20 protein-coding genes are annotated in these 22,955 nt (G+C 69.8%); 13 read left to right on the forward strand and 7 right to left on the reverse strand.

Annotation, left to right across the window (positions count from 1 at the left end; all coding sequences use genetic code 11):
- Nucleotides 1-35 precede the first annotated feature (35 nt).
- The gene (locus AFR_RS03500; protein ID WP_023357923.1) at nt 36-1,457 is read left to right on the forward strand and encodes a methyl-accepting chemotaxis protein; all 1,422 of its coding nucleotides are present in this window, start codon (nt 36-38) and stop codon (nt 1,455-1,457) included.
- 9 nt (nt 1,458-1,466) lie between these two features.
- Here AFR_RS03500 and AFR_RS03505 read toward each other — a convergent pair whose 3' ends face one another.
- The 4 genes from AFR_RS03505 to AFR_RS03520 all read right to left on the reverse strand — a co-directional run bounded on the left by AFR_RS03505 (nt 1,467) and on the right by AFR_RS03520 (nt 6,958).
- On the reverse strand, nt 1,467-2,483 hold the full coding sequence (locus tag AFR_RS03505) for a WD40/YVTN/BNR-like repeat-containing protein (protein ID WP_023357924.1): 1,017 nt from the start codon (nt 2,481-2,483) through the stop codon (nt 1,467-1,469).
- Nucleotides 2,483-5,605: an isoleucine--tRNA ligase gene (gene ileS / locus AFR_RS03510; RefSeq protein ID WP_023357925.1), complete on the reverse strand. Its 3,123-nt coding sequence runs from the start codon at nt 5,603-5,605 to the stop codon at nt 2,483-2,485. The genes AFR_RS03505 and ileS overlap by 1 nt, the downstream gene beginning before the upstream one ends.
- Nucleotides 5,606-5,875: 270 nt before the next feature.
- Nucleotides 5,876-6,496 carry an L-threonylcarbamoyladenylate synthase gene (locus AFR_RS03515; RefSeq protein WP_023357926.1) on the reverse strand — a complete coding sequence of 207 codons (621 nt, stop codon included), beginning with the start codon at nt 6,494-6,496 and terminating at the stop codon, nt 5,876-5,878.
- A 9-nt stretch (nt 6,497-6,505) separates the two neighbouring features.
- Nucleotides 6,506-6,958, reverse strand: coding sequence for an SgcJ/EcaC family oxidoreductase (locus AFR_RS03520; protein ID WP_052359318.1), 453 nt, complete (start codon nt 6,956-6,958; stop codon nt 6,506-6,508).
- 21 nt (nt 6,959-6,979) lie between these two features.
- On the opposite strand from AFR_RS03520, the gene AFR_RS03525 reads away from it, so the two are divergent.
- Genes AFR_RS03525 through AFR_RS03535 form a run of 3 tightly spaced genes read left to right on the forward strand, consistent with a single transcriptional unit; the run spans nt 6,980 to nt 10,845 of the window.
- The gene (locus AFR_RS03525; protein WP_023357928.1) at nt 6,980-7,420 is read left to right on the forward strand and encodes a MarR family winged helix-turn-helix transcriptional regulator; all 441 of its coding nucleotides are present in this window, start codon (nt 6,980-6,982) and stop codon (nt 7,418-7,420) included.
- A gap of 38 nt (nt 7,421-7,458) precedes the next feature.
- Nucleotides 7,459-9,381: a zinc metalloprotease gene (locus AFR_RS03530; RefSeq protein WP_148307860.1), complete on the forward strand. Its 1,923-nt coding sequence runs from the start codon at nt 7,459-7,461 to the stop codon at nt 9,379-9,381.
- Nucleotides 9,382-9,438: 57 nt separating this feature from the next.
- Nucleotides 9,439-10,845: a GGDEF domain-containing protein gene (locus AFR_RS03535; RefSeq protein WP_023357930.1), complete on the forward strand. Its 1,407-nt coding sequence runs from the start codon at nt 9,439-9,441 to the stop codon at nt 10,843-10,845.
- On the opposite strand, the gene AFR_RS03540 is transcribed toward AFR_RS03535, so the two are convergent.
- Together AFR_RS03540 and AFR_RS03545 are read right to left on the reverse strand one after the other, a co-directional pair.
- Nucleotides 10,842-11,411: an NADPH-dependent FMN reductase gene (locus AFR_RS03540; RefSeq protein ID WP_041841748.1), complete on the reverse strand. Its 570-nt coding sequence runs from the start codon at nt 11,409-11,411 to the stop codon at nt 10,842-10,844. The two genes, AFR_RS03535 and AFR_RS03540, sit on opposite strands and share 4 nt — an antisense overlap.
- 10 nt (nt 11,412-11,421) lie before the next feature.
- Nucleotides 11,422-11,868, reverse strand: coding sequence for a MarR family winged helix-turn-helix transcriptional regulator (locus AFR_RS03545; RefSeq protein WP_023357932.1), 447 nt, complete (start codon nt 11,866-11,868; stop codon nt 11,422-11,424).
- 88 nt (nt 11,869-11,956) lie between these two features.
- Between AFR_RS03545 and AFR_RS03550 the strand changes: the two genes are divergently transcribed.
- Both AFR_RS03550 and AFR_RS03555 read left to right on the forward strand, forming a co-directional pair.
- Nucleotides 11,957-14,176 carry an LLM class flavin-dependent oxidoreductase gene (locus tag AFR_RS03550; RefSeq protein WP_023357933.1) on the forward strand — a complete coding sequence of 740 codons (2,220 nt, stop codon included), beginning with the start codon at nt 11,957-11,959 and terminating at the stop codon, nt 14,174-14,176.
- Nucleotides 14,173-15,099, forward strand: coding sequence for an LLM class flavin-dependent oxidoreductase (locus tag AFR_RS03555; RefSeq protein ID WP_023357934.1), 927 nt, complete (start codon nt 14,173-14,175; stop codon nt 15,097-15,099). Before AFR_RS03550 ends, AFR_RS03555 begins: the two co-directional genes overlap by 4 nt.
- A 13-nt stretch (nt 15,100-15,112) precedes the next feature.
- Here the strand turns inward: AFR_RS03555 and AFR_RS03560 are convergent, their stop codons facing one another.
- On the reverse strand, nt 15,113-16,240 hold the full coding sequence (locus tag AFR_RS03560) for a 3-oxoacyl-[acyl-carrier-protein] synthase III C-terminal domain-containing protein (protein WP_023357935.1): 1,128 nt from the start codon (nt 16,238-16,240) through the stop codon (nt 15,113-15,115).
- A 96-nt stretch (nt 16,241-16,336) separates the two neighbouring features.
- On the opposite strand from AFR_RS03560, the gene AFR_RS03565 reads away from it, so the two are divergent.
- From AFR_RS03565 to AFR_RS03595, 7 genes are all read left to right on the forward strand, one after another.
- Entirely contained in the window at nt 16,337-17,683 is a 1,347-nt protein-coding gene (locus AFR_RS03565) for a helix-turn-helix transcriptional regulator (protein ID WP_041840577.1), read from the forward strand.
- A 14-nt stretch (nt 17,684-17,697) separates the two neighbouring features.
- Nucleotides 17,698-18,681, forward strand: a complete 984-nt coding sequence (locus tag AFR_RS03570) for a zinc-binding alcohol dehydrogenase family protein (protein WP_238547232.1) — start codon at nt 17,698-17,700, stop codon at nt 18,679-18,681.
- A gap of 139 nt (nt 18,682-18,820) precedes the next feature.
- Nucleotides 18,821-20,827 (forward strand): glycosyl hydrolase family 28-related protein, encoded by a 2,007-nt coding sequence (locus tag AFR_RS03575; protein ID WP_023357938.1) that lies wholly within the window; start codon nt 18,821-18,823, stop codon nt 20,825-20,827.
- 70 nt (nt 20,828-20,897) lie between these two features.
- The gene (locus AFR_RS03580) at nt 20,898-21,701 is read left to right on the forward strand and encodes an MOSC domain-containing protein (protein ID WP_023357939.1); all 804 of its coding nucleotides are present in this window, start codon (nt 20,898-20,900) and stop codon (nt 21,699-21,701) included.
- A 32-nt stretch (nt 21,702-21,733) separates the two neighbouring features.
- A complete protein-coding gene (locus AFR_RS03585; RefSeq protein ID WP_023357940.1) occupies nt 21,734-22,087 on the forward strand; it encodes an ArsR/SmtB family transcription factor in 354 nt (117 codons plus the stop codon).
- Nucleotides 22,084-22,545: an SRPBCC family protein gene (locus tag AFR_RS03590; protein ID WP_023357941.1), complete on the forward strand. Its 462-nt coding sequence runs from the start codon at nt 22,084-22,086 to the stop codon at nt 22,543-22,545. The genes AFR_RS03585 and AFR_RS03590 overlap by 4 nt, the downstream gene beginning before the upstream one ends.
- Nucleotides 22,538-22,948: a DUF6069 family protein gene (locus tag AFR_RS03595; protein ID WP_041840578.1), complete on the forward strand. Its 411-nt coding sequence runs from the start codon at nt 22,538-22,540 to the stop codon at nt 22,946-22,948. Before AFR_RS03590 ends, AFR_RS03595 begins: the two co-directional genes overlap by 8 nt.
- The last annotated feature ends 7 nt before the right edge of the window (nt 22,949-22,955 follow it).

Here is a 22,955-nt window from a genome sequence, read left to right on the forward strand (position 1 = left end):
GCACCCAGATGGTCAGCAGGCGGCACCTCGCGCCGATGGGTGAGAGGAACGCGGCACTAGCGGCAAAGGGCGCTGCGAACGACGAGCGCGGTTACCTGATCGCCGGTGACACCGAGTTCCGCGACGAGGCCCTCGGCCGCCAGGAGGCGGTCGATCAGCAACTCGCCGTCGCGCGCAGCCTGGGGCTGCCCGCTGAGCAGGCCACGATCGACAAGATCAAGGCCGGGACCGATACGTGGTTCAGTGCACTGGACGCCGAGTTCAAGACTTTTGTGACCGACCGGCCGGCGGCCGTTGCCGCGGCGCTCGGCGCGACCCGGGATCTGCGCAAAACCTACGAGGAGCAGTTCGCCGCCGAGGGTGATCGGGCCGACGCGGCCCTGATCGCCGGCCGGGACTTCGACGCGACGGTCGGAAGCACCCGGCTCAACCTCATCTGGACCATCGTGATCGCGCTCGGACTGTCGATCTTGCTCGCTCTCTGGGTCGCCCGAATGATCATTACGCCGCTCCGGCGGGTGTCGGTGGTGCTCGACGCGGTTGCCGAGGGTGACCTCTCCAAGGACCCCGACGTGGAACAACGCGACGAACTCGGGCACATGGCGCGGTCGCTGCGCCGTGCCATCTCCACCCTCCGGACCACGGTCACCGACCTGACCACCCACTCGCAGAATCTCAACACCGCGGCCGGGGCACTCGCTTCGACCAGCAAGGACAGTGCGGCGAGCGCCGAAGCCGGTGCGCGGCAGGCCACCAGCGTCGCCGACTCGGCCGCGACGATGTCGTCGAACATCCAGACCGTGGCCGCCGGTGCGGAGGAGATGGGCGCGTCCATCCGGGAGATCAGCCAGAGTGCGACCCAGGCCGCGGGTGTCGCCGCCCGTGCCGTCGACGTCACCGCGACGACGACCACGGTGATGGCGAAGCTCGGCGAGTCGTCGACCGAGATCGGCAACGTCATCAAGGTGATCACCTCGATCGCCGAGCAGACCAACCTGCTGGCCCTGAACGCGACCATCGAGGCCGCCCGGGCCGGTGAGATGGGCAAGGGTTTTGCCGTGGTCGCCAGCGAGGTCAAGGACCTGGCTCAGGAGACCGCCCGCGCGACCGAGGACATCGGACAGCGGGTGGCGGCCATCCAGACCGACACCGTCGGCGCGGTCGCGGCGATCGGGGAGATCAGCGAGATCATCGGCCGGATCAGCGAATTTCAGACCACCATCGCCTCCGCGGTCGAGGAGCAGACGGTGACCACGAACGAGATGAGCCGCAACGTCACCGAGGCCGCCGATGCCGGTGGCCGGGTGGCTGACACCATCACGGAGGTGGCCGCGTCCGTGCAGCTGACGACGGTCGGTGTGACGGAGGCGAACCGGGCCGCCGGGCAGCTCGCGGAGATGTCCGACGATCTGCGCGCGATCGTCAACCGCTTCCGGCTGGCGCCTGTCCGAGCATGAGTGTTCCGGTCAGACGCCGTGGGCGAGCCAGACGCGGTCGGCGGCGGCCAGGAGGAGCTGGTTGTTCTGTGCGGCGACGGCGGCCGGGGTGTCGGCGTCGCGCGGCGGGATGATGCCGAGCCAGGACCGTCCGCCGTCGGTCGAACGCCAGATTCCGCCGGCCACCGCGTAGAGACGACCTCCGGCGGCGGTGAGTGAGCGCGCTCCGCTCTGGTTTGCGGTTCCGAAACGACCGAGGGCTGTCCAGCCGGTGAAAGCCTGGTTGTGCCAGGCGCCGAAGGTGTCGCCGGACTGGCCGACGGCGATCAGGTCCGGGCCGAGGCGGGTCACACGCTGGAGTTCGGTGTAGCCGGCGCCGGCCGGCACGTCCGACCGCGTCCATGTGGCGGCGGTCGGGGAGGTCCAGACCGATGTGCCGCCGACCAGCACGAACTGTCCGTCGAGGACCACACCGTCGCGGGCCGGGGTTCGCGATCCGGCCAGGCCCGGTGCGTTTTCGAAGAGCTGGAAACGCCGGCCGTCGGGTGATGTCCAGGCGGCGGCGCCGCTGGTGCGGTTGCCCGTGATGAGGAAGCCGGCCGGGCCGCCCGAGATGCGGCCGACGTCGACCGCCGTGTCACCGCCGTACGTCTCGAACGGCGCCGGTGCCTCGGCCAGGGTGGCGTCGTCGCGTTGGTACCAGGTGCTGACCCGGGGATTGCCGTGCGCGCCGCCCGGGCTCGAACCGAGGGCGGCGATGCGCCCGTTGGCGCAGGCGACGGCGTAGAGCAGGTTGCGCGGGCCGTAGTAGCTGCCGGGCAGTGGCGCAGGACGAAGACTGCGCCAGGTGCGCCCGTCGCGGCTCTCCCAGGCGGCCGGACCGGTGCCGAGACCACCGACGACGTACCAGTGACCGCCGCAGGCGACGGCGTCACGGACGAGCCGTGGGCCGTCGCCCGGCAGGGAAGCCTCGGTCCAGGCGTTGCGGGGCGGCGCCGCGCACCCCGCGACGATCAGGAGAACCGCGAGGAGCGCGCGCCGGACCATCAGGCCTTGCTCAGCCAGAAGGTGAGGCCCATGGTCTCCTCCCGGTAGGCCGTGGCGCCGGCCCAGCCCGGGTCACCCGCGCCGAAGTCGGTGGCCAGCACCTCGTCGGCGACCAGCCCGGCGTGCTCGTCGAGCGCGGCCGCGGTCTCGTCCTGCGTCGCCTGGTAGCGCAGCACGATGCGGTCGGAGACCTCCAGGCCGCTGGTCTTGCGGGCGTCCTGGATGAGCCGGATCGCGTCCCGCGCCAGTCCGGCCCGGCGGAGTTCCGGTGTCAGGTGCAGGTCGAGCGCCAGCGTCGCCCCGGCCTCGGCCGCGACGGCCCAGCCCTCGCGAGGCGTCTCGGTGATGATCACTTCGTCGGGGCCGAGCGAGACTTCCTCGCCCTCGACGACAACCGAGGCGCTTCCGCCGGAACGCAGCGACTCCTTGAGCGCGGTGGCGTCGGCCGCCGCGACAGCTGCGGCCACCTGCTGGACGCGCTTGCCGAACCGCTTGCCGAGCGGCCGGAAGTTCGCCTTGGCCGTGGTGTCCACGAGCGAGTCGCCCGCGGCGCCGACCGGCAGCACCACGCCGACGTTGAGCTCCGAGGCGATCTCGGCCAGCAGCTCCGGCGAGAGGTCCGTGAAGCCCTGCGCCGAAGCCAGGGCCTGCGACAACGGCTGCCGCGTCTTCATGCCCGAGTCGGCCCGGGCCGCCCGGCCGAGCTCGACCAGCCGGCGGGCGATCGCCATCTGCGCCGACAGCGACGGGTCGATCAGTGACTCGTCGGCCTCCGGGAACGCCGCCAGGTGCACGGACTGCGCCGCGGTCGGGGTGACCGGCGCGACCATGTCCTGCCAGACCCGCTCGGTGACGAACGGTGTCAACGGCGCCATCAGCAGCGTCACCGTGGTCAGGGCCTCGTGCAGCGTGGCGAGCGCCGCCGGGTCACCGCGCCAGAAACGGCGGCGGCTGCGGCGGACGTACCAGTTGGAGAGGTCGTCGATGAAACCGGCGAGCAGCTTGCCGGCCTCCTGGGTGTCGAAGGCCGCCAGCGCCGCGTCGACGTCCCGGACCAGGGTGTTCAGTTCGGACAGCACCCAGCGGTCCAGCACCGGGCGGTCCGCCGGCGCCGGGTCGGCGTCCGACGGCGTCCAGCCCGCGGTACGCCCGTACAGCGCCTGGAAAGCCGCGGTGTTCCAGTAGGTCAGCAGCGTCTTGCGGACGACCTCCTGCAGCGTGGTGTGCCCGACCCGGCGCGACGACCACGGTGAGCCGACCGCGGCCATGAACCAGCGCACCGCGTCGGCGCCGTGGCGTTCCAGCAGCGGCAGCGGTTCGAGGATGTTGCCGAGGTGCTTGGACATCTTGCGGCCGTCCTCGGCCACGATGTGACCCAGGCAGACCACGTTCTCGTACGCGGACCGGTCGAACACCAGCGTGCCGATCGCCATCAGCGTGTAGAACCAGCCGCGGGTCTGGTCGATCGCCTCGGAGATGAACTGTGCCGGGTAGCTGCGCTCGAAGACGTCCTTGTTGCGGTACGGGTAGCCGAACTGCGCGAACGGCATCGCCCCGGAGTCGTACCAGGCGTCGATGACGTCGGGCACCCGCGTGGCCGCCTGGCCGCACTCGCCGCAGGCGAAGGTGACGTCGTCGATGAACGGCCGGTGGGGGTCCAGCGTGGACAGGTCGGCGCCGGTCTTCTCGCCGAGCTCGGCCAGGGACCCGATGCAGGTCAGGTGGTTGTCGGGGCAGCGCCAGATGGGCAGGGGAGTGCCCCAGTACCGCTGCCGGGACAGCGCCCAGTCGACGTTGTTGGTCAGCCAGTCGCCGTACCGCCCGTGCTTGATCGTCGACGGCTGCCAGTTGGTGTTCTCGTTCTCCTGCAGCATCCGGTCGCGGACGGCGGTGGTGCGGACGTACCAGGACGGCTGCGCGTAGTAGATCAGCGGCGTGTGGCAGCGCCAGCAGTGCGGGTAGCTGTGCTCGTACGGGACCTCGCGGAAGAGCAGGCCGCGCGCCTCCAGGTCGGTGACCAGGGCGGCGTCGGCGGTCTTGAAGAACTGCCCGCCGACCAGCGGCACCTCGGGCGAGAACGTGCCGTCGGGGCGGACCGGGTTGACCATCGGCAGCCCGTACGCCCGGCAGCTCGCGAGGTCGTCCGCACCGAACGCCGGCGACTGGTGCACGAGCCCGGTGCCGCTCTCGGTGGTGACGTAGGACGCGAGGATCACGATGTGTGCGTCCGGCACCTCGACCAGGTCGAACGGCGGCCGGTAGGTCCAGCGCTCGAGCTCCTTGCCGGTGAACGAGGCGACCACGGTCCAGCCGTCACCGAGCACGGCCGGCAGCAGCGGCTCGGCGACCACGAGCTGCTCGTCGCCGTTGCTCGCCACGACGTAGGTGACGTCGGCGTTCACCGCGACAGCCGTGTTGGACACCAGCGTCCAGGGCGTGGTCGTCCACACCAGCAGCGACGCCTGGTCGGCGTACGGGCCGGAGGTCAGCGGGAAGCGGACGTAGACCGATGGGTCGATGTCCTGCTCGTACCCTTGGGCCAGCTCGTGGTCGGACAGCGCCGTCTGGTCGCGGGGGCACCAGGGCGCCACCCGGAAGTCCTCGACCAGCAGACCCTTGTCGAAGATGCGCTGCAGCGACCACCACACCGACTCGATGTACTCGGGGTCCATGGTCCGATAGGCGTCGTCCATGTCGACCCAGTAGCCCATGCGCCGGGTGAGCTCGGCGAACGCGTCGGTGTGCCGGGTCACCGACTCGCGGCACTTGGCGTTGAACAGCTCGATGCCGTACGCCTCGATGTCCTGCTTGCCGGTGAAGCCGAGCTCCTTCTCCACGGCGAGCTCGACCGGCAGACCGTGACAGTCCCAGCCGGCCTTGCGGGCGACGTGGAAGCCCTTCATGGTCTTGTAGCGCGGGAAGACGTCCTTGAAGACGCGGCTCTCGATGTGGTGGGTGCCCGGCATGCCGTTGGCGGTCGGCGGACCCTCGTAGAAGATCCACTCGGGGCGGCCACGGGACTGCTCGAGGCTGCGGTGGAACACACTGTTGGCCTGCCAGAAGTGCAGCACCTCGTGGTCCAGCGCGCCCAGGTCCACCTGGGCCGGCACGGGCTTGTACATCGTCTTTCCTCCGTCGGCGGGTGCAGCTCCAACGGAGGGACGAGGCTGTGCGGCCCCGCGGTACCACCCTCCTTGACCGCCTGACGAACGACGGCCCTCTCTTTCTGATCGCGTCGGCTCCGGGGTGATGTTCGCGCCGCGCACGCCCCCGGGCTTCCACCGTCCCCGGGTCTCTATCGGCTGCGTTCGGCGTTACTCGTCCCCATCAGCGCCTTGCGGTCGAAACTGTAGCGCAGCCCCGGCGGGCCGGGCCGCTTCATTACGGCCGGGTCACTCGAAGCGGGACGGGTCACCCGCGCCGACCCGGAGGATCTCGGGCTCGCCGTCGGACAGGTCGACCACCGTCGTCGGCACGGTGCCGCACTCGCCCGAGTCGATGACCGCGTCCACGACGTGGTCCAGCTCTTCCTTGATCTCCCAGCCCTGGGTCAGCGGCTCCTCCTGCCCGGGCAGCAGCAGGGTGCTGGAGAGCAGCGGCTCACCCAGCTCGGCGAGGATGGCCTGGGTCACGACGTTCTCGGGGATGCGTACCCCGACGGTCTTCTTCTTGGGGTGCAGCAGCCGGCGCGGCACCTCGCGGGTCGCGGGCAGGATGAAGGTGTAACTGCCGGGCGTCGAGGCCTTGACCAGCCGGAAGACCGCATTGTTGATCTGCACGAACTGCCCGAGCTGCGCAAAGTCACGGCACACCAGCGTGAAGTGGTGCCCGCTGCCGAGCCGGCGGATCTCCCGGATCCGGTCGAGCCCCTTGGCGTTGCCGATGCGGCAGCCGAGCGCATAACAGGAGTCGGTCGGGTACGCGATCAGCCCGTCGTCCCGCAGGATGCCGACCACCTGCGAGATGGCCCGCGTCTGCGGGTTGTCGGGATGCACGTCGAAATACTTCGCCACCCGCAGAGCCTAGATCGCCCGCTGCAGGATCGGCCGGAAGCGGCGGTCGAAGAGAAACGAGGTGCGTTCCATGAGGACGTTGCGCTTGGTGTTCTGGAACGACACGCACGTCCAGCCGTCCGTGCCCCGGTGAAACGTGTAGGTCTGCACCTTGCCCCGGCCGGGCCGTGGTGCCCGCTTGGCCGCGTCGCCGCTTGTCAGCACCGTCGCCGTGTCGGGGCCGTGGAAGCGCATGTCCAGCACGGTGAGGAACATCGTGGTGCCCTTGGCGAACTTCGCGAACAGCGCTTCGTGGCATTCCGTGATGTCCCGGCGGCCGATGTACGTGGTGCCGACAAAGATGACGTAGACGGCGTCGGGACTGAAGCATTCCGCGTAGGCGGTAGCGTCGCCGCGGTCCCAGGCATCCTTCATGCGCGCCAGGCAGTCGTTTATCTGCCCTGATAAAGTATCTGCATCCATGCAGGTAATCTAGGAGGTCCGGTGGCGTCCCGCAACAGCCTCGAGGCGGTCTACCGCGAATACCTGGCCGCGCTGGTCCTCTTCCACCAGTCGGCGGCGCACGCCGTGGGTCTGGGGCCGACCGATTATCAGGCGCTCAACCTGCTGGAACTGCGCGGCCCGCAGACGCCGGGCGCGCTCTCGGCCGCGCTGGGTCTGACCACCGGCGCCACCACCCGCCTGGTCGATCGTCTGGTGGCGGCCGGTTACGCGGAACGGGCGGCCGATCCGCACGACCGCCGCAAGGTCACCGTCACCGCCACGATGACGCCGGAGGACCTCGCGGAGCTGCTCGACGGCGTACGCGGAAGCATCGCCGGATATGTGAGCACTTTGGACGAAGCTCAACGAGACGTACTTGTCGGCTATTGGCAGGCGGCCGGCCAGGGGTACGCCAAGGGATTGAGCCTTTTAACTTCCTGAATCTTTACTGGGTGTCCGCCGGGTGGAAGCGTGACCCCATGAAACGGAGAGCCGCGCTCGTCGTTGCGCTGATTACGGCGATGGTGGGTGCGTCCGCGGGAGCAGCGGGCGCCGCACCCAAGTCCTCGTACCACTTCCTGCACCCCGGTGGGCAGCCTCGCCTCACCGAGAAGGTGCCGGTCAATGTCGTCTTCCTCGGCTACGAGCCGGGTCAGGTCGGCAAGACCGCATACCTGTCCGGCCTGCCGAAGAAGTACGAGCCGATCGTGCGCTACCGGGCGGTCTACGGCCAGACCGAGAAGCTCGGCATCACGTACACCTACGACTACAAGGTCAGTTACGGCACGCGGTCCTACGAGGACAGGTTCTTCAAGCAGTTGGGCAAGCTGGCCAAGCCGGCACCGTTGACGCAGTACCAGACGGCGTACAACGACCAGGAGAAGAACGTCAAGGACATCACGTCCAACAACACGATCGACGCGCCCAGTGTCGAGAAGTGGCTGGCGTTCAACCCGCCCGCCGGGGTCGACACCCGGCGCAACACGATCTTCTTCATCAACTGGTACGGCCGCTCCGACTTCAAGTTCCACGTCTACACCAAGACCGGTGAGGCCGACCCCGACACCGGGTACGACTTCGGCAAGGAACGCGACAGCCGCAAGATCATCGCTTGGGGCGGCACGACCGCCGACGACGAGGAGACCGGTCTCGGCAGCACACGGCGGGTCTGGTTCCACGATCTGTCGGCCGGCCCCGAGTCGTGGACGACCAACTACGACGTCGACAACCCGGACCTCGACGGTGACGGTGTGGTCGATTACCGCATGCCGCCGACCTGGGAATACACGGCCGGTGGCTTCCGTGCGCCGAGCGCGCTGGCCGGTGACCTCGGGCTGATCACGCGCTACGTCGCGATCAACCTGCTCTTCACCTCGTCGCCGCTCTACCCGGCCGAGCTGCCCACCGCCGAACCCCCGAAGTCGATCAACATCGACAGCAACACGTACGAGGGCTGGCCCGGGGTCGACGCGTCACAGCAGTACATCAAGCCGAAGCTGGTCGTCGACGAGCTGTCCGAGCTGCGCTGGCGCAACCGCCTCGACTTCGACAACCAGGACCTCCCGTACGACGCCAAGGCGCAGGAGTGTTACCTCGGCGTGCTCAGCGACACGAGCTGCTACCCGGACTCCGGCTACCCGGCGTTCGCCAACCTCTACCTCTACAACTGGGCGAACCTCGACCGCACCAAGGACGACGACGGCCGGGTCGACTACGAGCTGCCGGTGTTCAACTACGCCGTCGGTGCCGGGGTCGGGGTGCCCGCGCTGGGCTTCGCCGACGACAACTACGTCGACGGCACCCAGACCGGTGTCTTCTGCTTCATCTCGCCCGAGGTTGTCCAGTCCGGGTACGGCCTGAGCACCACGCAGATCCACGAGGTCGGCCACCACCTGGGCATGAGCCACCCGCACGACGGCTACGACAGCGAGACGGGCGTGGACTACGAGCCCGGGGGTGAGTTCCTCTTCGCCAACGCCGGCGACGAGAGCAACTCGATGATGAGCTACATCGACGTGAACTGGGACTTCAGCCAGTTCGACCGGGACAACAGCGACCGGTTCCTGACCTCGGCGTACAACGAGGCCGCGAACCGCCTGGCCGCTGATGTCCTCGGCTCGGGCAAGGAGTCGAAGGTACGCGGTCAGCTGCGTGCCGCCGACGTCCTGCTGGGCCTGGCCACCACGGCCTTCGCCCGGCACGACTACCGGGCCGCGTACGCGTTCGCCGAGGGTGCGTACAACCAGGTGGTCGCCGCCGCGAAGCGGGCCGGTGTCGACGCGGCCGGTCCGGCCAAGGCGATGGCGGCCGAGGCCGACGCCGCCCGTCGCAGCGGTGAGGTGCACGACCCGCACGAGTTCATCGACACCCTGGCTCCGGACAGCCCGCGCAGCCAGCCGTAACAGCCGGTACGCCACAACTGCTCACGTTGTCCCCGGTCGTGACCGATCAGGGACAACGTGAGCCGGGCCGGCGTGTGGATCTTCCTGGTGGTGACCTTCGTGGTCGCCGCCGTGGAGGTTGCTGTCTACTTCCGGCTCGCCGGCGAGATCGTGCACGTCACCGCGTACGTGCTGTTGTGCGCGGTGGCCTGGTGGTCGGCCTTCCGCCGGCACGAGGGACGCGACCGCCGGATCTGGCTGCTGGTCGCCGCGTGTCAGACCCTGTGGTTCACCGGTGACGCCTACGAGCTGCTCGAGCTGCACCTGCTCGGGGAGACCTCGGCCGTCGGACCGGCCGACGTGTTCTGGCTCGGGCCCTATCCACTGCTGGCGACAGCGCTGGCGTTGATGGCCCGGCGCCGGGCCCCCGGGCGGTTGCGCAGCTCGGTGGTCGACGCGCTCACCCTGACCGTGGCCGCGGCGGCGGTCAGCTGGCCCTTCGTCATGAAGCCGCTCACCGACGGCGCCACCTTCGCCGAGGCCGCGGTCCCGCTGCTCTACCCGATCGGCGACGTGGTGCTGCTCACCGCGGTCCTGCTGATCGCGTTGTCACCCGGCGCCCGTACGGCCCCGACGCGGCTGTTGCTGGCCGGTGTGGTCTGGTACCTGCTCATGGACGTCGGCTGGACCGCCCTGCCGTACCTGGTCAGCGAGGACATCTACGGCCGGCTCAACGCGGCGATGCTCATCGGCAACGCGTTGATCACCGCGGCCGGGCTGCATCCGGCGCGGGCCGAGCTGGTCAGTCCGGGGCGGGCGAGCCGGACGCTGCACCCGGCCCGGGTGTTCTTCCTCGCGGTGGCGCTGCTGACCCCGCCCGTGCTCAACGTTTTCATCCGCCCGGACCTGGTCGGGCTGCTCGCCTCGGTGGTCTGCGCGCTGCTGGTGGTCGTGCGGTTCGTGCTGGTGGTGCGGGAGCAGGCCCGCACCCAGGAACAGCTCGCCCACCAGGCGGACCGCGACCCGCTGACCGGGCTGGCGAACAGGTCGGTGCTCGGTGACCGGCTGGCGCGGACCGTTCCCGCGCCCGATGCCCCGGTGGCGGTTCTCTACCTGGATCTGGACGGCTTCAAGGAGATCAACGACCAGTACGGTCACGAGGCCGGCGACGTCGTGCTGCGTACCGTCTCCGAGCGGTTGACCGTGGCCGTCCGTGAGGGTGACCTGGTCGCCCGGCTCGGCGGCGACGAGTTTGTGCTGCTCTGCCCGGGGGTCTCCGCGGAGGAAGCGGTGACCCTGGCCGAGCGGATCATCAGCGACGTGGCCCGGCCGGTGGCGTTCGAGGGTCATCATCTCGTCGTGGGCGGGAGCATCGGCATCGCCGCGCGCACCGAGCCGGCCGCCGAAGGGCTGCTGCGCTCGGCGGACGCGGCGATGTACGAGGCCAAACGCCTGGGCCGCGGACGCTGGATCCTGGCCGGTTAGACCCTCGCGCGCAGCGGGGCGAGGGCGCCGTGGAGGCGGGCGAGCTCGGTGAACATCGGTGCGGCGGCGGCCGCGATCTGCTCACTGGGGACGAATTCGCCGTCGTCGTTGAGGTAGCGGCCGACCAGCGGGATCGGCACGGCCTCGACGATCGGGACCATTTTGAGTGTGGTCACGACCTGCTTGAGAGCCTGGGTCGCGCGCAGCCCGCCGGAGACGCCGCCGTAGCTGACAAAGCCGACCGGCTTGTCGGCCCACTCCTGGTGGAGGTAGTCGATGGCGTTCTTGATGGCCGCGTTGAAGCTGTAGTTGTACTCCGGGTGGACGATCACGAACGCGTCCGCGCGGTCGACCGTCTCGCTCCAGCGCAGGGTGTGCTCGTGCGTGTACTGCCGGAGGCGCGGGTGGTTGGGCTCGTCCATCAGCGGCAGCGCGTAGTCGGCCAGGTCGATCAGCTCGACGTCGAACACCCCGTGCTCGACGGCCGCCGCGGCGGCCCAGGTGGCGACCGGCAGGCCGACCCGTCCGGGGCGGGTGCTGGCGACGATGACCTGAAGGTTCGGCATGATCACGACTCTAGTGCGGTGAGTGGTGCCGATCCTGCGTGAGCCGCGACACGACCTGGTCGGAGATGGCGGTGAGTGCCGTGAGCTGCTCGTCGGTCAGCACGTCTCCGAAGTAGCGGCTGACCGCGGCGCTGTGGCAGGCCTGTGCAGCAGCGATCTGCTCGCGGCCCTTGTCCGTCAGCTGGACCGACGCGTCGGCGCCCTTGGTGATCAGGCCACGGCCCTCCATCCGGCGCAGCTGGTGTGACAGACGCGACTTCTCCCATTCGAGTCCGCAGCGCAGGGCGATCGAGCGCACACTGCCGTCCGGGGACCCCTCCAGGAAGAAGAGAATGTCGAAGTCGGCCTCGGACAGGCCCGTCGAGCGGAACAGCTCACGGCTGATCCGCCCGTTGAGCTGCAGGCGCATGCGCTGATACGCCTGCCAGGCGGCGGAGACGTCGGCGGTCGCACTCACGCCGGGAATGGTACTTCCATTTGCAGGTAGGCCGCCGGTTGATGTATCAACGGTTGATGTATCAACCGGTTCGATCAGGGAGAGCGCGATGAACTACGGACACCCGCTGAAGTTCGGTGTGTTCATCACTCCGGGCAGCACCGCGCCGGGAGAGCCGGTCGCCCTGGCCCAGCGGGCCGAGGCCTTCGGCTACGACCTGGTCACCTTTCAGGACCACCCCTACCAGCCGCGCTTCCTGGACACCTGGACGCTGCTGAGCTGGGTCGCGGGCCGGACCGAGCGCATCCACCTGGCCGCGAACGTGCTGAACGTCCCGTTGCGGGACCCGGCCGTGCTCGCCCGCTCGGCCGCCAGTCTCGACCTGCTCTCCGGCGGCCGGCTCGACCTCGCGCTGGGCGCCGGGGCCTTCTGGGACGCGATCGAGGCCATGGGTGGTCGCAAGCTCAGCCCCGGGCAGGCCGTCGAGGCCCTCGAGGAGGCGATCGACGTCGTCCGCGGAGTGCTCGACGCCGGCGAGCCCGGGCCGTTGCGTCACCTCGGCGAGCACTACCGGATCCCGGCGGCGCAGCGCGGCCCGCTTCCCGCGCACCGCATCCCGCTCTGGCTCGGTGGCTACAAGCCGCGGATGTTGCGGCTGACCGGGCGCAAGGCCGACGGGTGGCTGCCGACGCTGAGCGCCTTCAAGCCGGGGGAGTTCGCCGCCGCCAACAAGATCATCGACGAGGCCGCGCTGGCCGCCGGTCGTGAACCCGCCGAGATCCGCCGCCTGGTCAACATCACGCCCGACCGCACGGTCGACGAACTGCTGCCGCTGGTCCTCGAGGACGGGGTCGGAACGTTCATCGTCATGACCGACGACGCCGCAACGCTGGAGCGTTTTGCCGCGGAGATCGCCCCCGCGCTGCGCGAGGCCGTCGCCCGTGAGCTGCCCGAGGCGCCCACGGCCGTTTTCCGGACCACAGCCGTACGCGCAAAGCGCCGCACCGGCATCAGCTACGACACCGTGCCCGCGAGCCTGGCCGAGGCGGCGGTCGAGCCCGGTGACCTCGACTACGCGCGGGTCCGCTCGACGTACATGCGCGGCGGCGCACCCGGCCTGGTCCTGCGTGCGAGCAGCACCGCCGAGGTGGTCGACGCGCTGGCCTTCGTACGGGAGCACCCCGGCGTCCCGTTTGCGGTGCGCAGCGGCGGTCACGGCATCAGCGGCCGGTCCACCAACGACGGCGGCCTGGTGCTCAGCTTGGCCGCCCTGAACACCATCGAGGTCCTCGACACCGAACGGCGACTGATCCGCGTCGGCGCCGGTGCCCGCTGGACCGACGTGGCCGACGCGCTGCTCCCGTACGGCTGGGCCCTGAGCTCGGGCGACTACGGCGGTGTGGGGGTCGGTGGGCTGGCCACCGCGGCCGGGGTCGGCTGGCTGGCTCGCAAGCACGGTCTGACCATCGACCACCTGCGCGCGGTGGAGGTGGTGCTCGCGGACGGTTCGGTGGTGCGCGCCTCCGAGGAGGAGAACCCGGACCTGTTCTGGGCCGTCCGGGGTGCCGGTGCCAACTTCGGCGTGGTCACCTCCTTCGACTTCGAGGTGGACGAGGTCGGTGATGTCGGCTGGGGTCAGTTTGTCGTCGGCGCCGACGACCCGGCCGACCTGCTGGTGCGCTGGGGTGCGGCGGTCGAGGCCGCGCCGCGCGACCTGACCGCAAATCTGATCATGGGCCGTCCGCGCCCCGGTCAGCCCGGATATGCGCAGATCATGGCCATGGTGGACAGCAGCGACCCGCAGACGATCATCGACCAGCTGACACCCGTCGCGAGTGTGGGACCGCTGTACCAGCAGAACGTCGTACTCACCCCGTACGCCGGGGTCATGGCCAATGTCGCCGAGGGTTACCACCAGGGCCAGGGTGAGCCGGTCGCCCGGTCCGGGCTGATCGAGCACCTCACGCCGGAGTTCGCCGCCGCGGCGGCCGAGCTGATCGCCAGCGGGGCGATCCACTGGTTCCAGATCCGCGCGGTCGGCGGTGCGGTCGCCGACGTCCCCGAGGACGCCACCGCCTACGCCCACCGCTCGGCGAACTTCTCGATCGTCGTGATGGGGTCGAGCCGGCGCCGGGTGGACCCGCTCTGGGACGCGCTCGCCGCACACTTCGACGGGCTCTACCTCAGCTTCGAGACCGACCTGCGGCCCGAACGCGTGGCTGACGCGTTCCCGCCACGCACTCTCGAACGACTGCGTGAGCTCAAGCACCGGTACGACCCGCAGAACCTGTTCCGCGACAACTTCAACATCGAAGTGGGGACCCGATGACCGACTACGGGCACGACCTGCTGTTCGGCACGTTCATCACGCCCACGGCGCAGCCCGTGCACCAGGCGGCGGAGCTCGCCGTCGTGTCGGAGCGCGCGGGGCTCGACCTGGCCACGTTCCAGGACCATCCCTATCTGCCGCGCTTCCACGACACGTGGACGCTGCTGTCGTACGCGGCGGCCCGGACGTCGCGGATCCACCTCAGCGGCAACGTGCTCAACCTGCCGCTGCGACCGCCGGCCGTGCTGGCCCGGGCCGCGGCGAGCCTGGACCTGCTCAGCGGTGGCCGCATCGAGCTGGGCATCGGCGCCGGTGGCTTCTGGGACGCGATCGAGGCGATGGGCTCCCGCCGCCTGACCGCGGGTGAGTCGGTCGCCGCGCTGGAGGAGGGACTGGAGGTGATCCGCGCGATCTGGGCCGCGGACCAGCCCGGCCCGGTCCGCTTCAAGGGCGAGTATTACCAGGTCAACGGGGCCAAGCGGGGACCTGCGCCGGCGCACGACATCAAGATCTGGGTCGGGGCGTACAAGCCGCGGATGCTGCGGCTGGTGGGGCGTCTGGCCGACGGTGCGCTGCCGTCGCTGGGGTACCTGCCGAACGGCCCGGCCGACCTGGAAGCCCTGAACCAGCACATCGACGAGGGCGCGGCGGCCGTCGACCGTGACCCGAAGGCGGTCCGCCGGCTGCTCAACATCGCCGGTCAGTTCGCGCCGACCGGTCAGTCGTTCCTGAACGGCCCGGCCGAGCAGTGGGCCGAGGACCTGGCCGGGCTGACCCTGGAGTACGGCGTCAGCACCTTCATCCTCGCCACCGACGACCCGGCGACGATCGAGCGCTTCGCCGCCGAGGTGGCGCCCGCGACCCGCGAACTCGTCGCCGCGGAACGGGGATCAGGGCCGGCCTCGGGGGAGAACCGGCCCTGAACCGCCCCCCGGATCAGGCTGGTGCGGTGCCCGGCTCGACGATCTTGGCGATCCGGAGCGGGAGGACGTAAGCGCCCCGCTCCGGACCCGAGCCGACCACGGAGACACAGATGAGGTCGTCGTTGGTGACCTCACCGGCGTACAGGTCGTCGTGGAGCATCTTGGCGGTGCTGGCGCTGACCAGGTTGCCGAAACGACGGGCGTTGGTCGGCGCCTTGTCCTCGGGCAGGCCGGCCAGCCGGGCGAACGCCGACACCAGCGCCGGACTCGCCTGGTGCGTGTAGATGCGCCGGACACGGTCCACATAGTTCGGCAGCGCCGCCTCGAGCGCGGCGTGGTTCAGCATCATGCCCTGGGTGTAGTACCGCTTCACCATCGGACCGTTCATGCCGTAACAGGCGAGTTCCTGCGCGTCGGGCGTACCCATCGGGTGCCGGGCGCCGCCGCCGAAGTGATGGATCAGCGGATCGGTGAAACCCGGCTCGTCCCCGAAGGCCAGCGAGTCGCGGGAGTAGAGCACCAGGCCCGGACCGTTGCTCTGCCGGCTGAGCACCAGCGCGGCGGCGCCGTCGGAGAAGATGCCCGCCGACGCCCACAGGCTGCGCCCGAGGGGGTGGCGGTCGTTCTCCAGGTAGAGCTGGTTGACGCCGCCGTTGAGGTCGCCGGTCACGCGGCTCGGCGCGTTGTAGGTGACGACCAGGACGTTCTCCGCGGCCAGCTGCCCGGCCAGGGCCGCAGCGCGCGCCAGCCCGGCGCACCCCGCGCCGATCTGCACCGGTACAACCGAGTCCGCCAACTCGATCTCGCGGGCCAGACGGAACGCGTCCTGGTCGAGCATCACCTCGTACGGCGAGCAGGTCACCACGATCAGCGCGTCGATGTCGCGGGGTTCGAGGTCCGCCGACAGCAGCGCCTCACGGGCGACCGCGGCGATCCGGCCCAGGTCGGCGAACGTCCACGGGTCCCAGCTCTTGCCCGAGATGCCGAGGATGCGCTCGACCAGCTCACCCGTCATCACCCCGCCACCGCGCTGCGGGATCTTCGCCGCCTCGGCCCATTCGGCGATGGTGAGCACCCGCCCGATCAGAGTGCTCAGTCCGGCCACCGCAAACGGCAGTTTCCGTGCTTTGTCGACAGTCATGGTTGTACCGGCCCCCCAGCCTTCGAGACGTACGGAGTGTGGGCGGCACCGGTCGGCGGATACACCAGGGGAATCCCTAGTTCCTACGCTCGACCCGTGTCCAACGATCTTGAGGCTGAGCGGCTCGTGGCTCTGTCTCGCACCACCGCCGACCCCCGCGTGCTCTTCGAGGCGTTCCTGCTCCTGTCGCGGACGGCGACGGCTGCGGAGCTGCGCCCGCTGGTGCAGGACATGGAACTGATGCGCTGGTCAGCGCCCGCTCCGGAGACGGATTTCCTCTTCCACGTGCTGGCCGGGGTGGTCGGCGCCCGGGCCCGGGACCCCGCCTCGTTCGCCCGGCTGGAGACCGCGCTGGTGCTCTTCGACGAGCACGGGCTGGCCGGTGATCCGCTGTTTCTCGAGTGCGCCCTGCTGGCCACACTGACGTTGATCCGACCGCACGAGACCCGCGCCCGTTTTGCCGCCCACGTCGACCGTCTCGACCTTGATCCGGGGCGGCGTGCGCGGCTGGTGGCGATGATCGGGCTCGGCGACGCCTGGGCCGGCAACCTGGTCCGCGGACAGGCCGAGATGCTGGAGGCCCGTGATCTTGCCGCGCGGGCGGGACGGCTGGAGATCCAGGCCGAGGTGACCTCGTGGCTGATCAAGTGCGAGGCGCTGCGCGGTGACCTGGCCGCGTCCGCCGCGCACCTGGCCGAGGCGCGGGAGCTGGCCGGGCGTACGGGATCGGCGTGGGTGGCCGGGCACATCATCGAGGGGTCCGCGGCGCTGCAGTTTGCTCTGGGTGACACCGAGGCGTGGGTCGGACTGCTCGAGCTCATGGTCGGCGCCGAGCAGGGTGTCGACTCGGGGCTGCTCTTCGAATATCGCTGGGAACTCGCCACCCATCACGCCCTGCGCGGCGAGTCCGGGACCGCGGCGGCGCTGCTGGACGGCGTACCGGAAGCTCCTGTCGGTCTGCCCGGCGGACCGGCCATGGCCGCCTGGCGTGACTGGATCTCCGCACCGGACGACGCGGGCTTGATCGCGGCCTTCGAGGGCGCCCTGAAGGATCTGGTCCGGCCCGACGAGCGGCTGCCGCGGGCGCGGATGTGCTGGCTGCTGGGCGTGGCACACGGCCGGGCCGGGCGGCGCGCGCCCGCGGTCCGGCTGCTGGAGGCGGCCTGCTCGGGCTACGCGACGATCGGCGCCGCGGGCATGCTCGCGCTGGCCGCCGCCGATCTGCGTGCCGTGACCGGGAGTCCGCCGAAGGACCCGTGGCCGCTGACCGGTGCCGAGGTGCGTGTCGCGGTGGCCGTGGCCGACGGGCTGAGCAACAAGGAGGCGGCCGAGCGGCTGTTCGTCTCGGTGAAGACCGTCGAGTTCCACCTCGGCAACATCTTCCGCAAGCTGGATGTGCGCAATCGCACGGAACTCGCCCGGCGCCGGGACCGCCTGGGCTGAGCTACATTGATTCCATGGAAGCTAGTTCTATGGAAGCGATCGTGCTGGACGCACCCGGTCCGCCCGAGGCGCTGCAGTACCGCAAACTGCCCGTTCCCGTGCCGCAGGCGGGTCAGGTGCTGATCGAGGTGAAGGCGTTCGGGCTCAATCGCTCGGAGCTGCACACCCGTCTCGGCCTCGGCGACGGCGTGACGTTCCCGCGTGTGCCCGGCATCGAGGCGACCGGCGTCGTGGCCGCGGCGCCCGGCGGCGAGTTCGCGGTGGGACAGAAGGTCTTCGCGATGATGGGCGGCATGGGCCGGACCTTCGACGGCGGCTACGCGCAGTACACCTGCGTGCCCGCGCGACAGGTCATCGCCTTTCGCAGTGAGCTCGACTGGGCCACGCTGGGTGCGGTGCCCGAGATGCTGCAGACCGCGTACGGTGCGCTCACCGAAGGGCTGGACGCGCAGCCGGGACAGTCCCTGCTGGTGCGGGGCGGCACCTCGTCGGTGGGCATGGCGATCGCGATCCTGGCGAAGCGTCGCGGGCTGACCGTGCTCTCCACCACCCGCAGCCCGGCCAAGTCGGACGCGCTCCGGGCGATCGGCGTCGACCACGTGCTGATCGACGACGGCGACGTGGCCGCCCAGGTCCGCGCGATCCTGCCCGAAGGTGTCGACAACGCCTTGGAGCTGGTCGGCACGCCGACGCTGCCGGACACCCTGCGGGCCACTCGCAAGCTGGGTGTCGTCTGCATGGCGGGGATGCTGTCCAACGTGTGGACCGTGCCCGACTTCTACCCCATCGGCTACATCCCGCGCGGGGTGCGCCTGACCGGCTACGGCGGCGATGCCGACGACCTGCCGCCGGCCGTGCTGCAGGACTTCCTCGATGCCGTCGCCGCGGGTGAGGCGATCGTCCCGCTCGACCGCACCTACCGCTTCGACCAGATCGTCCAGGCGCACGCCGACATGGAAGCGGGCGTCGCTGTCGGCAAGTTTGTGGTGGTCGTCTGACCTGCCCTGAAAGAAGAAGACAGGAACGCGAAAATAGTCGACAGGCTCTTGTGGAGTTCGTCACAGGCGACCTAAGGTCACCTCACTCCCACGGCGTCGTCCCGCTGTGAGCGTGCTCCCAGTAGAAAAGAGCTCCTCGATGACCATTTCCGCGAGGTGGCCGGCCCTGGCTACCGCCTCCGTTGTCGGGCTGGGTCTGGCGGTCGGCGCGGGTGTCCCCGCGAGCGCCGCCCCGCAGGCCCCTGTCGTGACCCGTGCCGGCCTCGACCCCGCCCTCGTCGCCGGTCGCGGCGCCACTGTGGACTTTGCCGAGCAGGAGGCGGAGAACACGAAGCACAACGGCGCCGTCATCGGCCCGGACCGCGCGGCCTACTCGCTCGCCGCCGAGGCGTCCGGGCGCACCGCGGTCAAGCTGACCCCGGGTCAGTACGTCGAGTTCACGCTGCCGAAGGCGGCCAACGCCGTCAACGTGCGCTACAGCATCCCCGACGCCCCCACCGGCGGCGGGATCACGGCGCCCCTCGACGTCGCGGTCAACGGCAAGCACACCAAAAAGATGACGCTGACCTCGGAGTACGCGTACCTCTACAACCAGTACCCGTTCAGCAACGACCCGACCGCGGGGCTGCTGCACCCGGACTGGTGGATCGCGGAGTGTGCTTGCGTACCGGCCGCGACCACGCCGACGCCGGAGATCAGCAAGCCGTTCCGGCCGATGCACTTCTACGACGAGCAGCGGCTGTTGCTGGGCAAGACCTATCGCGCGGGGGACAGGATCCGCCTGACCGCCTCGTCCGGCGCCGCGTGGACCGTCATCGACCTGCTCGACTCGCAGCTGGTCGGTCTGCCGCACGTCAACCTGGTCGCGTCGAACGTTCTGCTCTTCGGCGCCGACCCCACCGGTAAGCGGGACTCGGCCGCCGCGTTCGACAAGGCGATCGCGTTCGCGAAGAAGGCCAAGCTCAAGGTCTACGTGCCGCCGGGCACCTACCAGGTCAACCGCCACATCATCGTCGACAACGTGACGATCGAGGGCGCCGGCAGCTGGTACACGATCATCAAGGGTAAGGAAGTCGCCCTGAGTGAGCCGGCGCCGGACGGCTCGGTCCACACCGGTGTCGGCTTCTACGGCAAGGACGCCGCCGACGGCGGCAGCCGCAACGTGCACCTCAAGGGCTTCACCATCCAGGGTGACGTGCGCGAGCGCATCGACACCGACCAGGTCAACGGCATCGGCGGCGCGCTCAGCGACTCCACCATCGACGGGCTCTACCTCCGGCACACCAAGGTCGGCATGTGGTTCGACGGGCCGATGACCAACCTGAAGATCACGAACAACACGATCGTCGACCAGATCGCGGACGCCCTGAACTTCCACACCGGCGTCACGAACTCCGTGGTGCGCAACAACTTCATCCGCAACACCGGCGACGACGGCCTGGCGATGTGGGCGGAGAAGATCACGAACACGGGCAACACCTTCGACCACAACACCGTGCAGACGCCGACGCTGGCCAACGGCATCGCGATCTACGGCGGCACCGACAACACCGTGTCGAACAACCTGGTCGCGGACCCGATCCGGGAGGGCAGCGGCATCCACGCCGGCTCCCGCTTCGGCGCCGAGCCGTTCGCCGGCGCCCTGACCATCAAGAACAACACCGTGGTACGCGCCGGCACGCTCGAACTCAACTGGAACATCGGCCTCGGCGCCATCTGGTTCTACGCGCTCGACAAGACCATCGACGCGGACATCCAGGTGACCGGTGACCACTACCTGGACAGCACCTACAACGCGATCATGCTGGTCAGCGACTGGGGTGTGAAGGACCTCTACTCGATCGAGGGCGTCAAGTTCAAGGACCTCCGGATCGACGGTACGGGCACCTCGGTCGTCTCGGCCCGTGTCGCCGGCTCGGCCTCCTTCTCCAACGTCGACGCCCGCAACGTGGGTGCGGTCGGCGTGAACAACTGCGGCTCGTTCGGCTTCAAGCCGACCGGCTCGGAGTTCAGCCTCACGGACCTGGGTGGCAACGACGGTGGCGGCACGACCGGCCCGTGGCTCGCGGCCTGGGAGCTGCCGAACACCATCACCTGTGACGACCGCCCGCCGGTCGTGGCACCCCCGGCCCCCACCACCTGGTAGGTGCCGGACTCGAAGGGGCGGGTGGTCATGGGGGCCGCCCGCCCCTTCTCCGTGCGGCAGCATGGTCGGCATGAAGCTCGTTGCGCTCCGGCGCTATCCCCTCAAGAGCGCTCTGGGTGAGCACCTGGACGCGGCCGACGTCGAGCCGACGGGTCTGCTCGGTGACCGGACCTGGGCCTGCGTCGACGTTTCGGACGGCACGATCGGCAGCGCCAAACACCCACGTCGCTGGGGCAACCTGCTCGAGGTGGCCACCGAGCTGCACGGCTCGGAGCTGACCTTGCGAATCGCGGGCCGGGCCCACCGGGCGGGCAGCGCCGAGGCGGACGCGGCGCTGTCGGAGCTGGTCGGCCGGCCGGTCCGGCTGACCCAGGAAGCGCACGCCGGCGCCCAGCTGCACCGGGTGGCCTCCGACGTCGACGGCATGATTCCCGAGTGGACCCCGGATCTGCGTGCGGGCGACGAGAGCGTCTCGGACGTCGGCGGCATCGCCCGCGTCGGTCGCTTCACGGACTTCGGCGCGATCCACCTGCTCACCACGGGTGCCCTCGCGCGGCTGGGTGAGCGCCTCGGCGGCACCGCGGTCGCCGACGCCCGGTTCCGCGCCAACCTGATCCTCGAGGCGCCGGACGACCCCGCGCCCGGCGACGAGCTGCGTCTGGGCGACGTCGTTCTCCGGATCGTCATGCCCACTCCACGGTGTGTCATTCCCGGGCTGGGGCAGGCCGGGATCCCGGCGGATCGTGCCCTGCTCAGCACGTTGGCGCGGCATTACCGCAGGCCGGTGGCGGACTTCGGCCGTGGCGCCTGCTTCGGTGTGTACGCCGACGTGGTGCAGCCCGGCCGTCTTCAGCTGGATCAGATCGCTCATTGAACCTGACGGTTCAGTGTTCTATGGTGAACCACATGGTTCAGCAAGAGGTGCTCGACCGGGTCTTCGCCTCGCTGGCGGATCCGACCCGGCGGGCGATCCTGGTCCGCCTCGGCGAAGGCCCCGCCAGCGTCGGCGTGCTCGCCGAGCCCACCGGGATGAGCCTGACCGGCATGAAAAAACACATCCAGGTCCTCGAGGACGCCGGCCTCGTCGTCACCGAGAAGGTCGGCCGGTCCCGTCAGTGCCGGCTGGCCGAACAACCACTGGACGAGGCCATGGCTTGGATCGCCTTCTACCAGCGGCTCTGGGCCCGCAAACTCGACGGCTTGGACGCCTACTTCACACTTGCGCGCAGCCCGCGCGACCCGGAAGGGCAGGACACGTGACCATCGACATGCGCATGACGCGCCAGTTGCCGGCAACACCGGAGGAGGTCTTCGACGCGTACACGGACGCGGAGAAGCAGAAGATCTGGTTCAGCATCCTCGACGAACAGCCCGGCATCGTCGAGATCGAGGTCGACCTGCGGGTCGGTGGTCAGCAGACCGCGGTCTGGGGCCCCGGCCCCGACACGCTGTTCCGCGAGACCCAGACGTTCCTCGAGATCGACCGGCCGCACCGGCTGGTCACCGAATCCACCGGGTCGAGCCCGGACGGCATGTCCATGACCACCCGCATCGAGGTCACCTTCGAGGAGAAGGACGGCGGCACACTGATGACCGTCGCCCAGAGCGGCTTCCCGGTGCCGGAGGTGCGCGACTTCTTCGTCGGCGAGGTCTGGGTGGGTGCCTTCGACCGCCTCGAGGCGTACGTGACCCGGGGCAAGGCGTCGGCCGATGTCTAGGCGCCTGCGGATCATCGTGCTCGCCGTGCTCACGGCGATGCTGGTCAACCAGGTGATCTACACGATCGGCCGGGCCGTGGGCGGAACGTTCGAGTTCACCGCGGCCGGCCGGCCGGCGGAGGTCTTTGCCATCACCGTGGCCGGTTTCAGCGCCGTGCCGATGCTGCTGGGTCTGCTCGCGGTGGCCCTGCTGGCACCCCGTTTCGGCTGGGTGACCTGGGCCGCCTTGATCGTCGGCCCGGTGCTGGCGATCGCGACGATCTTTGTGATGACCCTGCCCGCCGACTTCGACACGGCGAGCAAGGTGGCACTGTCACTGTGCCACCTCACCCTCGCGCCGATCATCATCGTCGCCGTGCGGGCCCTCGACAGGGGGACGACCCTGGCGCCGGCGCCGGCCTGACCGGTCG

It is taken from the genome of Amorphoplanes friuliensis DSM 7358 (assembly GCF_000494755.1).
GTDB classification, from domain to species: Bacteria; Actinomycetota; Actinomycetes; order Mycobacteriales; family Micromonosporaceae; genus Actinoplanes; species Actinoplanes friuliensis.

Bases quoted from the DNA above. Each gene is read 5' to 3' on its own strand.
- AFR_RS03530 (WP_148307860.1), top strand. From the start codon at position 7,459: ATGAAACGGAGAGCCGCGCTCGTCGTTGCGCTGATTACGGCGATGGTG.
- AFR_RS03585 (WP_023357940.1), top strand. From the start codon at position 21,734: ATGGTTCAGCAAGAGGTGCTCGACCGGGTCTTCGCCTCGCTGGCGGAT.
- AFR_RS03575 (WP_023357938.1), top strand. From the start codon at position 18,821: ATGACCATTTCCGCGAGGTGGCCGGCCCTGGCTACCGCCTCCGTTGTC.
- AFR_RS03540 (WP_041841748.1), bottom strand. From the start codon at position 11,411: ATGCCGAACCTTCAGGTCATCGTCGCCAGCACCCGCCCCGGACGGGTC.
- AFR_RS03595 (WP_041840578.1), top strand. From the start codon at position 22,538: ATGTCTAGGCGCCTGCGGATCATCGTGCTCGCCGTGCTCACGGCGATG.
- AFR_RS03500 (WP_023357923.1), top strand. From the start codon at position 36: ATGGGTGAGAGGAACGCGGCACTAGCGGCAAAGGGCGCTGCGAACGAC.
- AFR_RS03505 (WP_023357924.1), bottom strand. From the start codon at position 2,483: ATGGTCCGGCGCGCGCTCCTCGCGGTTCTCCTGATCGTCGCGGGGTGC.
- AFR_RS03555 (WP_023357934.1), top strand. From the start codon at position 14,173: ATGACCGACTACGGGCACGACCTGCTGTTCGGCACGTTCATCACGCCC.
- AFR_RS03570 (WP_238547232.1), top strand. From the start codon at position 17,698: ATGGAAGCTAGTTCTATGGAAGCGATCGTGCTGGACGCACCCGGTCCG.
- AFR_RS03580 (WP_023357939.1), top strand. From the start codon at position 20,898: ATGAAGCTCGTTGCGCTCCGGCGCTATCCCCTCAAGAGCGCTCTGGGT.
- AFR_RS03560 (WP_023357935.1), bottom strand. From the start codon at position 16,240: ATGACTGTCGACAAAGCACGGAAACTGCCGTTTGCGGTGGCCGGACTG.
- ileS (WP_023357925.1), bottom strand. From the start codon at position 5,605: ATGTACAAGCCCGTGCCGGCCCAGGTGGACCTGGGCGCGCTGGACCAC.
- AFR_RS03550 (WP_023357933.1), top strand. From the start codon at position 11,957: ATGAACTACGGACACCCGCTGAAGTTCGGTGTGTTCATCACTCCGGGC.
- AFR_RS03520 (WP_052359318.1), bottom strand. From the start codon at position 6,958: ATGGATGCAGATACTTTATCAGGGCAGATAAACGACTGCCTGGCGCGC.